This window comes from Streptomyces sp. NPDC048604 (assembly GCF_043199435.1).
Lineage (GTDB): Bacteria > Actinomycetota > Actinomycetes > Streptomycetales > Streptomycetaceae > Streptomyces.
The window spans coordinates 171,538-183,988 of sequence record NZ_JBICVX010000013.1 but is presented as its reverse complement, the minus strand read 5'-3'; the positions used below and the strand labels follow the sequence as shown (position 1 = coordinate 183,988).

Sequence of the window (12,451 nt, the reverse complement as noted above, 5' to 3'; positions counted from 1 at the left end):
GTCAGGAGGGGTTGTCGCCGTGGGTGAGGGTCTCCCAGGCGACGAAGAGGTTGTTGCTGCCGGCCGGGCGGTTGCGCGCGGTCAGCGTCTCGGTGTTGGACATCGCGTGACCGAGGCGGTTGTGCAGCGCGTTGTAGCCGACCTCGGTGACGGGGCCGAGCCCCTTGTGCAGGGAGCCGCCGCACAGCCAGCTCGGCGGGGCCGTGCCCAGCTCGTACTTCGCCTGGAACCCGAGCGCGTGCCGCAGCCGTTCGCCGACGTCCGTGCCGTACAGGTCCTGGCCCTGGATCCGGCTGGTCTCGGCGACGTGGGCGATGGCGGAGATGCCGTAGCCGGTGTGCGTGAAGTCGCGGCAGGTCTCCTGGGTCAGGCCGGTGACGAAGGTCGACTGCCCCTGCCAGTACTTGACGATCTTCTCGCGCGTGTCGAGGTTCTGGCTCGGCACGGTCTTCGGCAGCGCGCCGTCGGAGGCGAGGTAGACGTAGGCGGCGGTGCGGGTGCGGAACTTCGCCATGGCCTTGTCGTACGACGCCCTGTCCTCCAGGAAGACGGAGATGCCGACGGCGGCCTCCATCATTGACAGCTCCCAATTGCCGTTGGAATGGGAGCCGTTGATGATCTCGGGCAGGTAGACGTTCCGGAGCATCGCCCCGAACCGGCCGGAGTTCGGCCAGCCGCCCGTGTACGTGTGCTTGATGATCTCGGCGGCCCTGGGCCAGGAGGAGCCGGCCCAGCCGGTCTGGAGCGGGGCGTTGCTGTTGGTGTGGTCCGTGATGACCGCGGACCAGGCGTCCATCAGCTGGATGGACTTCTGCGCGTAGCGCGCGTCCCGCGTGACGTACCAGGCGAGGGCGTTGGTGTACGCGGCGATCGCGTCCTCGCGCTCGTCCGTGCAGCCGAGGTTGGGGTTCGAGTACGAGCCGCACTCGACGACGGCACGGGGCTTCGGGGTGCGGTTCGGGTCGGCGTACCGGCTCGCCATCATCTGGTCGTACGCGCCCTTCCAGGGCTGGGCGCCGACGAGCACCTTGGAGCGGGCGAAGTCCAGTTGACCCCGGGAGACGGTGACTCCGGGGTGGGTGAACGTGGCGGGAGCGGCGTCGGCGCCGGGGGCGGACGGCCAGACGAGGACACCGGCGACAAGGGCGGCCACGGCCGCGAGCAGTCCTGTTCTGCGCATGTGTGGGGGGCCTTCCGTTCGCGTGGGGGAGAACGTGAAGCGCCTTGACGAACAGACGCGTTGAGCCGAGACCATAGGTCTGGACCATGCTTCCGTCAAGGTGTGAAGGAAGCGTCCCAGGTCGTCGGCCCGAGGCCGGCCCCGTCTCGAGGACGAGGGCCGGCCCCCGTGTGGAGGCCGGCCCCCGGTCCGGTCAGCCGCCGCTCACCGGCGCGTAGCCCGACGGGCGGGTCGTGAACGTGCCACGACCCTGCGTCCGGGTACGCAGACGGGTGGCATAGCCGAACAGTTCGGCCAGCGGGACCGTGGCCGTCAGCGCCGTCGTACCCGTCGTGCCCGACTCGGCCGTCGTGCCCGAGATACGGGCCCGCCGCGACGCCAGGTCGCCCAGGACCGCGCCCACCGACGCGTCCGGCGCCGTGACCGTCACCTCCGCCACCGGTTCGAGCAGCGTCAGTTCCGCGGCGCGCAGCGCGTCGCGCACCGCGAACCGGGCCGCCGTGCGGAACGCCAGCTCCGAGGAGTCCTTCACATGCGTCGCCCCGTCCGTCAGCGTCACCCGCACCCCGGTCACGGGGTGGCCGCCCAGCGGACCCTCCGCCAGCGCGTCACGGCAGCCCGCCTCCACCGCACGGACGTACTCCTGCGGCACCCGCCCGCCGGTCACCGTCGACGCGAACGCGAACTCGCCCTCCAGCGGCGCCACATCGATCACCACCTGGGCGAACTGCCCCGCCCCGCCGTCCTGTTTGACGTGCTTGTACGCGAAGCCGGTCACCCCGCGCACCACAGTCTCCCGGTACGCCACCTGCGGCCTGCCCACCGTCACCTCCAGCCCGTGCACCCGCCGCAACTGCTCCGTCGCGACCTCCAGATGAAGCTCGCCAAGCCCCGACAGCACCGTCTGACCCGTCTCCGGATCCGACCGCACCACCAGCGACGGGTCCTCCTCCACCAGGCGGCCCAGCGCCGTCGCCAGCCGCTCGGTGTCGAGGCTCCGGCGCGCCTCGACGGCCACCGACACCACCGGCGCCGCCGACCGCGGCGGCTCGAACTGCCGCGGCGCGGCCGGGTCGCAGAGCGTCGACCCGGCACGGGCCGTCTTCGGTCCGACGACGGCGACGATGTCGCCGGCCCCGGCCCGATCCACCTCCGTGTTCCGGTCCGCCTGCACCCGCAGGATCCGCGCGATCCGCTCCGTACGTCCCGCCGTCGCGTCCAGCACCACGTCCCCCTTCCGGACCGTGCCCGAGTACACCCGCAGGAACGTCAGCCGGCCGGTCGCCGTCGACTGCACCTTGAACACCAGCCCCGCGAACGGCTCGTCCGCCTCGTCCGCCGGCGCCGGAAGGTACGCCGCCACCGCGTCGAGCAGCGGCTCGACACCACGGTTCCGGTACGCCGAGCCGCACAGCACGACCACGCCCTCGCCGCCCGCCGTCACGTCCCGCAGCGCGTCCGCGAGCGTGCGCTCGCCGAGCTCGCCGCCGGCGCAGTACTCCTCCAGCGCGCCCGGATGCAGCTCCGCCACCGTCTCCTCCAGGAGCCGCCGACGGCGCGCCGCCTCCTCGCGCAGCTCCGCCGGCACCGGACCCTCGGCCCGGACCTCGTCCGCGCCCCAGACCAGCGCCCGCATCCGCAGCAGGTCGACGACCCCGGTGAAACCGTCCTCGCGGCCGATCGGCATCTGGACCACGAGCGGCACCGCGCCCAGACGGTCCCGGATCGAGGCCACCGCCCGGTCGAGGTCCGCGCCCGCCCGGTCCATCTTGTTGACGAACGCGATCCGCGGCACGCCGTGCCGGTCGGCCTGCCGCCACACCGTCTCGCTCTGCGGCTCGACGCCCGCCACCGCGTCGAACACGGCGACGGCCCCGTCGAGGACCCGCAGCGCGCGCTCGACCTCGTCGGTGAAGTCGACATGGCCCGGCGTGTCGATCAGGTTGATCCGGTGACCGTCCCAGTCGCAGCTCACGGCCGCCGCGAAGATCGTGATCCCGCGGTCCCGCTCCTGCGGGTCGAAGTCGGTGACCGTCGTCCCGTCATGGACCTCGCCGCGCTTGTGCGTGGCGCCGGTCAGGTACAGGAACCGTTCGGTGAGCGTCGTCTTGCCGGCGTCCACGTGCGCGAGGACGCCGATGTTGCGGATACGGGAGAGAGGAAGCTGCGTGCGCATGGCCCAGGGCCTTTCGTACGTGATCGGGAAAAGGCAGCGCGATGACCCGGACGAACGGCGAAAGACGTCGGCAGCGACGTCAGGGGTGCGTCACGGGATTCCGCCGGCGGGCGCGCAGCCGCCGCCGGGAGGAGGGAGAGGCCAGGATCACGTCGTACCGGAACGGCGACCGGGCAGGGGCGGGGACGGGGGAGGCGGAGACGGCGCTCGTACGGCGGCGCATGTCGCTTCCCCCTCTCCTCATGTCAGCGGTCGGTCCTGGAGCGCCGCCGGAAGGTCCGCCGGGGCGCGCTGCGAGTGTAGGGAGCGCGGGGGCGAGGGCGACAACGGTTTTTCGGGACCGGGGCCCCACACAGATCGGCGCTCGGCCCCGCATACGACGGCACCCGGTCCGCTCGTCGCGGGACCGGGTGCCGGAGGACTACGTGGAGTACGAGGAGTACGGGACTCAGCTCAGGAAGTCGCGGGCGATCTGCGCCGCCGTCTCCTCCAGGAGCGGGCCCGCGTTCGGCATGGACTTCGCCGGGTCCGGCTCCAGGGCCGTCAGCGGGTACGCGCGGCGGATGCCGGCCGCGCCGAGGGCCGCAGGGGCGAGGAGGAGACGGCCGCAGACCGCGACGACCTCCTTGCCGGCCGCCCGCGCCGCCGCCGCGACGCCCGCGGGAGCCTTGCCGTGCAGGGTCTGCTCGTCCAGGGAGCCCTCGCCGGTGATCACCAGCGTGGCGCGCTCCAGCGCCGGGGCGAAGCCCAGCACCTCCAGCATCAGCTCGATGCCGGGCCGGAAACTCGCGTCGAGGCCCACCAGGGCCCCGTACCCGATGCCGCCCGCACCGCCCGCGCCGGGCGCGACCGCGCACTCCGCCGCCTTCGGGCCGATCGCCTGCTCCAGCACTGTCGCGAAATGCGCCAGCGCCGCGTCCAGGGTCTCCACGTCCTCCGGCGAGGCGCCCTTCTGCGGGCCGTACACCGCCGGCGCGCCCTTCGGGCCGGTCAGCGGGTTGTCGACGTCGCTGGCGAGGATCAGGTCGACGTCCCGGAAGCGCGGGTCCAGGCCCGACAGGTCCGCGGAGGCGAGCTGCGCGAGCGCCGCGCCGCCGGGGCCGACCGGCTCGCCCGCCGCGTCCAGGAACCGCGCGCCCAGCGCGGCGAGCATGCCGGCGCCGCCGTCCGTGGTCGCGCTGCCGCCGACGCCGAACACGATCGTCCGCGCGCCCGCGTCCAGGGCGGCCGCGAGCAGCTCGCCCGAGCCGTACGTCGTCGCCGTCAGCGGCGCGAACACGCCGGACGGCAGCAGCTGGAGGCCGGACGCCTCCGCCATCTCCACGACCGCGGTGCCGTCGCGCAGCGCGAACGCCGCCGTGACCGGCTCGCCGAGCGGACCGGTCACGGTCAGCTCGTGCCGTTCGAACCCGGCCGCCACCGCCGCCGCGACCGTGCCGTCGCCGCCGTCGGCGACGGGCAGCGTCTCCACTTCGAGCTCCGGGACGACCCGTCGCAGTCCTGCTGTGACCCGCTCCGCGACCTGCACGGCCGTGAGCGAACCCTTGAACTTGTCGGCCGCCACGAGCACACGTGCCCGCGAGTCCGCGACCTGAGTTACTGCTCCGTCCGTCACCTTGCATCCCTTGCTTTCGAACAGGCAGTCGCGCCGTGCCCGACCCTATCCGGACCCCCAGAGGGCATGCCACCCCCTGATAAGGGGATATTCCCTACTATCCCGGGGCGTACCGCCCCCAGCGGGTACACGGGAGGCATGGGCCTACCGCACAGCGAACTCGCCGACCGGATCCTCGGCGGCTGGACCGGGCGGATCGCCGGAAACATGCTCGGCAAGCCGGTGGAACGCGGCGACCACTGGACGCCCGAGCGGATCGACCGCTACCTGCGGCTCACCGGCGCCCTGCCGCTCACCGACTACCTGCCGCCGCCGCCCGCCGCCGGCGCGGACGGCTTCGAGCTGCGCCCCGAGTGGCCGCAGTGCGTCCGCGGCCGGATCAACGGCAGCTGCCGAGACGACGACGTCGACTACTCCATCCTGGGGCTGCACCTCCTGGAGACCCGCGGCTTCGCCTTCACCACCGAGCAGGTCGGCGAGCACTGGCTGCTGCGGCTGCCCTACCTGCAGACCTTCACCGCCGAGCGGACCGCCTACCGCAACCTCGCCAACGGGCTGAAGCCGCCGCTGACCGCCACGTACGACAATCCGCACCAGGAGTGGATCGGGGCGCTGATCAGGGCGGACGTGTACGGCTGGACCTCGCCCGGCGACCCCCGCCGGGCCGCCTCCCTGGCCCGCCGCGACGCCGTCCTGTCGCACACCGGCAACGGGGTGTACGGCGCGATGTGGGCGGCGGCGCTGATCGCCGCCGCGTTCACCACACAGCGGCCGCGAGACGCCCTGGAGACCTCGCTGGAACGGATCCCGGCGAGCAGCCGGCTCGCGCGGACGGTCCGGCATGTGATCGGCCTGTACGAGGCGGACGTGGCATGGGCGGACGCGCTCACCGAACTCGCCGCCGAGACGAACCACCTCGGCTGGATCCACACCGTCCCGAACGCGGCGGTGCTCACGGCCGGACTGCTGTACGGGGAGGGCGACTTCACCCGCACGATCACGCTCACCGTCCGCGGCGGCCTCGACACCGACTCCAACGGCGCGACGGCCGGCTCGGTCGCCGGGGTGATGTGCGGCGCGCGGGCGATCCCGCCGCAATGGTCGGAGCCGCTGCGGGACCGGGTGCGCAGCGCGGTGTTCGGCTTCGACGGAGTACGCATCAGCGAACTGGCCGAGCGCACGCTCCGGCTGGCTACGCTGACAGCATGACGACGACCGATTACGCCGAGTACATCGCGAGCCTCCCGAAGGTCCTGGCCGGGGCGGCGGTCCTGTTCCGCGACGAACGGGGCCGCGTCCTGATCGTCGAGCCGAACTACCGGGACGGCTGGACGCTGCCCGGCGGCACCATCGAGTCCGACACGGGCGAGACGCCCCGGCAGGCCGCCCGCCGGGAGACGGCGGAGGAGATCGGCCTGGACGTGGAGCCGGGCGCGCTGCTCGCGGTCGACTGGGTGCACAGCAGTCCCGGACGTGACCGTCCGCCGCTGGTGGCGTACGTGTACGACGGCGGGGTGCTGACGGAGGAGCGGCTGGCGGCGATCCGCCTCCAGGAGGAGGAGCTCCTGTCCTGGAAGCTCATCCCCCGCGAGGAGGTGCCCGCCCACCTCCCGGACTCCCTCGGCCCCCGCGTCCTGGCGGCCCTGGACGCCCTCTCCGCAGGAGCGGGCCCGTCCGAACTGGAAAACGGCCACGCTGCCCACACGGGGTGAGATATCCGTTCGCCGCGCTCCCGCCCGCACGCCTACGCTCGCCGTATGACCATGGTCGCGATTCTCAGTGGTGCCGGTATCTCGACGGATTCCGGGATCCCCGACTACCGGGGGCCCAACGGGGTGTGGACGCGTGATCCGGAGGCCGAGAAGCTCGCCACGTACGAGCACTACATGGGGGATCCGGAGATCCGCCGGCGTGCGTGGCGGGTGCGGCTCGACGGGCCCGTGCTGAAGGCGCGGCCGAACGCCGCGCACCGCGCCGTCGCCGCGTTCGAGAAGAGCGGGCACGCGCTCCGGGTGATCACGCAGAACGTCGACGGGCTGCACCAGATCGCCGGGATGCCGGACCGCAAGGTTCTCGAACTGCACGGCTCCGCCCGGTCCGTGGTGTGCACGGGCTGTCACGCCCGCTCCTCCATGGACGATGCCCTGGAACGGGTCAAGGCGGGCGAGGACGATCCGAAGTGCCGTGCCTGCGGGGGCATCCTGAAGTCCGCGACGGTCATGTTCGGGCAGCGGCTCGACCCCGTCGTGCTCGGCGAGGCGATGTCGGTCGCCAAGGCGACCGAGGTGTTCATCGCCGTCGGCACGAGCCTCCAGGTCCAGCCGGCCGCCTCCCTCGCGGGGATCGCGGCCGAGCACGGGGCCCGGCTGATCATCGTGAACGCCGAGCCCACCCCGTACGACGAACTCGCCGACGAGATCCTGCGGGAGCCGATCGGGACGGCGCTTCCCGCCCTGCTGGAGCGACTCCGTTAAGAGTCAGAACAGTGCGTCGCCGGCTTCGAAGGCCAGCAGGCGCTTCTTCCTGTCCAGTCCGCCGCCGTACCCGGTCAGCGATCCGCCCGCGCCCACCACCCGGTGGCAGGGGACCACGATGCCGACCGGGTTCTTCCCGTTGGCGAGGCCCACCGCGCGGCACGCGCCGGGGTTGCCGAGTTCCGCGGCGAGTTCGCCGTACGTGCGGGTCTCGCCGTACGGGATGGCGCGAAGCAACTCCCATACCCGGCGCTGGAATTCGGTTCCGACCAGGTGCAACGGCAGGTCGAATTGCTTCAGTTCGCCCGCGAAGTAGGCCTCCAGCTGGCTCATCGCCTCGCCGAACGGGCGCTCGTCCCGTTCCCCGAAGGTCTCCTCCGCGGGGCGGTGCCGCTGGTCGGTCATGTGGATACGGCTGAGGACGCCGTCGACGGCGACGAGGGTCAGCGGGTCGTAGGGACTGTCGACGACCCAGTGCTGCACGGTCGGCATGGCGGGGTGACTTCCTTACCGGGGGAGGTGGTTGATCGGATGACTGTCCGTGGCCCAGAGGTACTGGACCGCGTACGCGCGCCACGGCCGCCACTGCGCGGCACGGGCGGTGAGCGCGGCGGGGGTGGCGGGCAGGCCCAGACCCTGCGCGGCGCGCCGGACGCCGAGGTCGCCGGGCAGAAACGCGTCGGGGTCGCCGAGCGCCCGCATCGCGACGACCTCCGTGGTCCAGGGACCGAAGCCGGGCAGCGCGGCGAGCCGGGCGCGGGCCTCCTCCCAGTCGCTGTCCACGTCCAGCCGCAGGGAGCCGTCCGCGAGCGCGCCGACGAGCGTGAGCAGTGTGGTGCGCCGGGAGCGGGGCAGGGCGAGCGTCTCGGGGTCGAGCCCGGCCAGCGCCTCCGGCCCCGGGAACAGGTGCGTCAGGCCGCCCTCCGGGTCGTCGACCGGTGTGCCGTACGCGGCGACCAGCCGGCCCGCGTGGGTGCGGGCGGCCGCGGTGGAGACCTGCTGGCCCAGCACCGCCCGGACGGCGAACTCGGCCGCGTCCACCGTCCGCGGCACCCGCCGCCCCGGCTCCTGGTCCACCAACGGCGCGAGCAGCGGATCGGCGCGCAGCCGTTCGTCGACGGCGACCGGGTCGGCGTCCAGGTCGAGGAGCCGGCGGCAGCGGCTGATGGCGACGGTGAGGTCGCGGGGGTCGGTGAGCGAGAGCCGGCAGGCGATGTGGTCCGGCCTGGGGGCGAGGGCGACGATGCCGTGCCCGTACGGCAGGCTCAGCGTCCGCCGGTACGCGCCGTCCCGCCACTCCTCCACGCCGGGGACGGCGGTGGCCGCGAGGTGGCCGAACAGGTTGGACGGGGCGAGCGGGGCGCGGAACGGCAGCCGCAGCGTGATCACGCCGGGCGCGGGAGGGCCGGCGGCGGGGCCGCGCCCGGCCCGGGCGCGCAGTTCGCCGGGCGTCAGGGCGAAGACCTCGCGGACCGTGTCGTTGAACGTGCGGATGGACGAGAACCCGGCCGCGAAGGCGATCTCCGCCATCGGCAGCGGCGTGGTCTCGATCAGCAGCCGCGCGGTCTGCGCCCGCTGGGTGCGGGCCAGGGCGAGCGGCCCGGCGCCCAGCTCGGCGAGCAGCTGGCGTTCGATCTGCCGGGCCGAGTAGCCGAGGCGTGCGGCCAGTCCCGGTACGCCTTCGCGGTCCACGACGCCGTCCTGGATCAGCCGCATCGCCCGGGCGACGGCGTCGGCGCGGGCGTTCCAGGCGGGCGAGCCGGGGCTGGTGTCGGGCCGGCAGCGCTTGCAGGCCCGGAACCCGGCGCGCTGGCAGGCGGCGGCGCTGGGGTGGAACTCCATGTTCTCGGCCTTGGGCGGCACGACCGGGCAGCTGGGGCGGCAGTAGATGCCGGTGGTGCGGACGGCGGTGAAGAACACGCCGTCGAAGCGGGCGTCCTTCGAGCGGACGGCCCGTACGCAGCGCTCGGTGTCGGTGTGCATGGCTCAAGGATGGGCGACGCCGGCCCTGCCGGGCTGGCGGAAAAACGACATCACCCTTGCTCTGCCAGGGCGGCTTCGAACTCCCTGTACGCGGCCCGGTCGAACAGCACGAAACGGACGTCGGTGACGGAGGCCGGCGCGGACTCCCGCACCGTACGGACCGCGATACGCGCGCCGTCGTCCATCGGCCAGCCGTAGATCCCGGTCGAGACGGCCGGGAAGGCGACCGAGCGGGCGCCCAGCTCCCCGGCCACGCGCAGCGACTCGCGGTAGCAGGAGGCCAGCAGCTCCGAGCGGTCCTCGCTGCTGCTGTGGACCGGGCCGACGGTGTGGATCACGTGGTCGGCGTGGAGCTCGCCGGCGGTCGTGGCCACGGCCCGGCCGGTGGGCAGGCCCTTGCCGTAGTGCGAGGCCCGGAGTCTGCGGCAGTCGTCCAAAATCGCCTGGCCGCCGCGGCGGTGGATGGCGCCGTCGACCCCGCCGCCGCCCAGCAGCGAGCTGTTCGCGGCGTTGACGATGGCGTCCACGTGCTGGTCGGTGATGTCGCCGAGGACGAGGGTGATCGCGGGGCCGGCGGGGGCGGGTCCGGTGCTCATGGCTCCATCATCGTCCGCCGGGCGGGCCGCCGCCCGGGTATTTCGGGACGGCTACCTGCCCGTCGCCCGCAGGTGCCGCCAGACCGCCTTCGCCGCGTTGTGGCCCGACATGCCGTGCACGCCCGGGCCGGGCGGGGTGGCGGAGGAGCACAGGAACACCGCCGGGTGCGGGGTGCTGTACGGCCACAGGGTGAGCCGGGGCCGCAGCAGCAGCTGCAGGCCGCGGGCGGCGCCGCAGGCGATGTCGCCGCCGACGTAGTTGGCGTTGCGGGCGGCCATCTGCGGCGGGCCGGCGACGGCACGGGCCAGGATCCGGTCGCGGAAACCGGGCGCGAAGCGCTCGATCTGCCGCTCCATCGCCTCGGTCAGATCGCCCTCCCAGTTCTGCGGCACGTGGCCGTACGCCCAGAAGACGTGCTTGCCCTCCGGGGCCCGGCCGGGGTCGACGAGGCTGGGCTGGGCGGTGATGAGGAACGGGCTGCGCGGCGCGGTCCCGGAGGACGCCTGCCGCAGCGCGAGGCCGATGTCGCGGCTGCCGGGGCCGATCTGGACGGTGCCGGCGTGCCGCGCCTCCTCCGCGGTCCACGGGACGGGGCCGTCGAGCGCGTAGTCGAGCTTGAAGACGGAGGCGCCGTACCGGTAGCCGTCGAACAGCCCGCCGAATCCCGCGATCCGGGCCAGGGCGGTGGGAGAGGTGTCGAAGACGTACGCGCGGGCCGGCGGCAGATCGTCGAGCCGCTTCACCTCGTAGTCGGTGTGCACGGCCCCGCCGAGGTCCTTCAGGTACGCGGCGAGGGCGTCGGAGATGGACTGCGAGCCGCCGCGCGGCAGCGGCCAGCCGACGGCGTGCGCGGCGAGCGCGAACACCAGCCCGACCGCCGAGGTGGCGAGGCCGTCGAGCGGGGCGATGACATGGCCGACGAGCCCGGCGAACAGCGCGCGGGCCTTGTCGTCCCGGAACCGGCGCATCAGCCAGGTCGACGGCGGCAGACCGTCCAGCCCGAAGCGGGCCAGGGTGACCGGGTCGCGGGGCAGCGCGGTCAGCGGCAGCGACATGAAGTCCCGTGCCAGAGTGTCCCACTTGCCGAGGTACGGGGCCACCAGGCGGCGGTACGTGCCGGCGTCGCGCGGTCCGAAGGAGGCGGCGGTCTCGGAGACGGAGCGCGCCAGCACGGCGGCCGTGCCGTCGTCCCACGGGTGCGCCATCGGGAGCCGCGGATGCAGCCACTCCAGCCCGTACCGGTCCAGGGGCAGGTCCTTGAACGCGGGGGAGCCGACCCCCAGCGGGTGGACGGCCGAGCAGGGGTCGTGCCGGAAGCCGGGGAGGGTGAGATCCTCGGTCCTCGCCCCGCCGCCGACCGTGGACCTCGCCTCGAACACGGCCACCGAGCGGCCGCGGCGGGCCAGTTCGACGGCGGCGGTCAGTCCGTTCGGCCCCGCCCCCACGACGACGGCATCGAGCATCGGCGGCACCTTGGGACTCCTTCGTCAGCCGGCGGCCAGGGCCGTCAGGATATGCCTCCCGGCCCTGCCCGCCCCCGGCGGGCGGCGGCTATCGGCCACCCAGGAGTGCGACGATCCGCCGCGCGGTCGCCTCGTCACGGGCCGCCGTGAACGGAAGGGCGTTGCCGCCGGTGATGCGGTACCGCTCGCCCGCGAGCGTCAGATCGGTGCCGCCGGCCTCGGTGACCAGCAGCAGACCGGCCGCGTGGTCCCAGGCGTACTCCCAGTTGAAGGCGGTGCCGTCGAGCTCGCCGCGGGCCACGGCCAGGTACTCCAGGCCCGCCGAGCCGCACGGCCGGGCGGCCACGCCGTCGGTGTACAGGCCGAGCAGCGCCTGCTTCTGCTCGGGGGTGGTGTAGTCGGGGTGCGAGGTGGCGACCCTCAGCACGGCGCCGGGCACGGGCGAACCGGCGTGCAGCGGCTGCCCGTTGAGCGTCGCGCCGCGGCCGCGGACGGCGACCGCCAGCTCCCCGAGCGCGGGCGCGTACGTCCACGAGGCGTAGATCCGGCCGCCCTGCGCCAGCGCGACCAGCGTGCAGAAGCCGGGCTCGCCGTGCACGAACTGGCGGGTGCCGTCCACCGGGTCGACGATCCACACCGGCGCGTCGCCGCGCAGCGCCTCGTACACCGCCGGGTCGGCGTGCACGCCCTCCTCGCCGACCACCACCGAACCGGGCAGCAGCGCGGTCAGCGCCTCGGTCAGCCGCGCCTCGGCGGCCCGGTCGGCGACCGTCACCAGGTCGTGCGGCCCGTTCTTCGTCACGATCTCGTCCGCGCCGAGCTGCCGGAACCGCGGCATGATCTCGTCCGCCGCCGCCTTGCGGACCGCCGCCTCGACCGCGTCCGCGCCGGAGCCCAGGAACTCGTCAACCCTCGCATCGATCATGCGTCCAGCTAAGCACGCCGCCGGCACGCCCCGACGGC

Annotated in this window: 12 protein-coding genes; 3 read left to right on the top strand and 9 right to left on the bottom strand. The window is 73.8% G+C overall.

Going from position 1 to position 12,451, the window contains the following annotated elements; all coding sequences use genetic code 11:
• Nucleotide 1 precedes the first annotated feature (1 nt).
• The 4 genes from ACGFMM_RS26140 to ACGFMM_RS26125 all read right to left on the bottom strand — a co-directional run bounded on the left by ACGFMM_RS26140 (nt 2) and on the right by ACGFMM_RS26125 (nt 4,971).
• The gene (locus ACGFMM_RS26140) at nt 2-1,180 is read right to left on the bottom strand and encodes an alginate lyase family protein (protein WP_393648869.1); all 1,179 of its coding nucleotides are present in this window, start codon (nt 1,178-1,180) and stop codon (nt 2-4) included.
• Between the two features lie 193 nt (nt 1,181-1,373).
• Nucleotides 1,374-3,356 carry an elongation factor G gene (gene fusA, locus ACGFMM_RS26135; protein WP_393648868.1) on the bottom strand — a complete coding sequence of 661 codons (1,983 nt, stop codon included), beginning with the start codon at nt 3,354-3,356 and terminating at the stop codon, nt 1,374-1,376.
• Between the two features lie 79 nt (nt 3,357-3,435).
• A complete protein-coding gene (locus ACGFMM_RS26130; RefSeq protein ID WP_393648867.1) occupies nt 3,436-3,579 on the bottom strand; it encodes a hypothetical protein in 144 nt (47 codons plus the stop codon).
• A 225-nt stretch (nt 3,580-3,804) separates the two neighbouring features.
• On the bottom strand, nt 3,805-4,971 hold the full coding sequence (locus ACGFMM_RS26125) for a glycerate kinase (protein ID WP_393648866.1): 1,167 nt from the start codon (nt 4,969-4,971) through the stop codon (nt 3,805-3,807).
• A gap of 138 nt (nt 4,972-5,109) precedes the next feature.
• On the opposite strand from ACGFMM_RS26125, the gene ACGFMM_RS26120 reads away from it, so the two are divergent.
• Genes ACGFMM_RS26120 through ACGFMM_RS26110 form a run of 3 tightly spaced genes read left to right on the top strand, consistent with a single transcriptional unit; the run spans nt 5,110 to nt 7,445 of the window.
• On the top strand, nt 5,110-6,180 hold the full coding sequence (locus ACGFMM_RS26120; RefSeq protein ID WP_393648865.1) for an ADP-ribosylglycohydrolase family protein: 1,071 nt from the start codon (nt 5,110-5,112) through the stop codon (nt 6,178-6,180).
• Entirely contained in the window at nt 6,177-6,683 is a 507-nt protein-coding gene (locus ACGFMM_RS26115; protein ID WP_393648864.1) for an NUDIX domain-containing protein, read from the top strand. The genes ACGFMM_RS26120 and ACGFMM_RS26115 overlap by 4 nt, the downstream gene beginning before the upstream one ends.
• Before the next feature lie 45 nt (nt 6,684-6,728).
• A complete protein-coding gene (locus ACGFMM_RS26110) occupies nt 6,729-7,445 on the top strand; it encodes an NAD-dependent deacetylase (protein WP_393648863.1) in 717 nt (238 codons plus the stop codon).
• A gap of 3 nt (nt 7,446-7,448) precedes the next feature.
• Here the strand turns inward: ACGFMM_RS26110 and ACGFMM_RS26105 are convergent, their stop codons facing one another.
• The 5 genes from ACGFMM_RS26105 to ACGFMM_RS26085 form a co-directional block, all read right to left on the bottom strand.
• Nucleotides 7,449-7,937 (bottom strand): methylated-DNA--[protein]-cysteine S-methyltransferase, encoded by a 489-nt coding sequence (locus ACGFMM_RS26105; RefSeq protein ID WP_393648862.1) that lies wholly within the window; start codon nt 7,935-7,937, stop codon nt 7,449-7,451.
• 15 nt (nt 7,938-7,952) lie between these two features.
• The gene (locus tag ACGFMM_RS26100; RefSeq protein WP_393648861.1) at nt 7,953-9,428 is read right to left on the bottom strand and encodes an AlkA N-terminal domain-containing protein; all 1,476 of its coding nucleotides are present in this window, start codon (nt 9,426-9,428) and stop codon (nt 7,953-7,955) included.
• Nucleotides 9,429-9,478: 50 nt separating this feature from the next.
• Complete coding sequence (locus ACGFMM_RS26095) at nt 9,479-10,024, bottom strand: O-acetyl-ADP-ribose deacetylase (RefSeq protein WP_393648860.1); 546 nt, start codon at nt 10,022-10,024, stop codon at nt 9,479-9,481.
• Between the two features lie 51 nt (nt 10,025-10,075).
• The gene (locus tag ACGFMM_RS26090) at nt 10,076-11,497 is read right to left on the bottom strand and encodes a phytoene desaturase family protein (RefSeq protein ID WP_393648859.1); all 1,422 of its coding nucleotides are present in this window, start codon (nt 11,495-11,497) and stop codon (nt 10,076-10,078) included.
• 79 nt (nt 11,498-11,576) lie between these two features.
• Nucleotides 11,577-12,413: an inositol monophosphatase family protein gene (locus tag ACGFMM_RS26085; RefSeq protein ID WP_393648858.1), complete on the bottom strand. Its 837-nt coding sequence runs from the start codon at nt 12,411-12,413 to the stop codon at nt 11,577-11,579.
• Nucleotides 12,414-12,451 lie beyond the last annotated feature (38 nt).

Coding starts and splice junctions, on each gene's coding strand:
- ACGFMM_RS26140 (WP_393648869.1), bottom strand. CDS start 1,180: ATGCGCAGAACAGGACTGCTCGCGGCCGTGGCCGCCCTTGTCGCCGGT.
- fusA (WP_393648868.1), bottom strand. CDS start 3,356: ATGCGCACGCAGCTTCCTCTCTCCCGTATCCGCAACATCGGCGTCCTC.
- ACGFMM_RS26130 (WP_393648867.1), bottom strand. CDS start 3,579: ATGCGCCGCCGTACGAGCGCCGTCTCCGCCTCCCCCGTCCCCGCCCCT.
- ACGFMM_RS26120 (WP_393648865.1), top strand. CDS start 5,110: ATGGGCCTACCGCACAGCGAACTCGCCGACCGGATCCTCGGCGGCTGG.
- ACGFMM_RS26115 (WP_393648864.1), top strand. CDS start 6,177: ATGACGACGACCGATTACGCCGAGTACATCGCGAGCCTCCCGAAGGTC.
- ACGFMM_RS26110 (WP_393648863.1), top strand. CDS start 6,729: ATGACCATGGTCGCGATTCTCAGTGGTGCCGGTATCTCGACGGATTCC.
- ACGFMM_RS26105 (WP_393648862.1), bottom strand. CDS start 7,937: ATGCCGACCGTGCAGCACTGGGTCGTCGACAGTCCCTACGACCCGCTG.
- ACGFMM_RS26100 (WP_393648861.1), bottom strand. CDS start 9,428: ATGCACACCGACACCGAGCGCTGCGTACGGGCCGTCCGCTCGAAGGAC.
- ACGFMM_RS26095 (WP_393648860.1), bottom strand. CDS start 10,024: ATGAGCACCGGACCCGCCCCCGCCGGCCCCGCGATCACCCTCGTCCTC.
- ACGFMM_RS26085 (WP_393648858.1), bottom strand. CDS start 12,413: ATGATCGATGCGAGGGTTGACGAGTTCCTGGGCTCCGGCGCGGACGCG.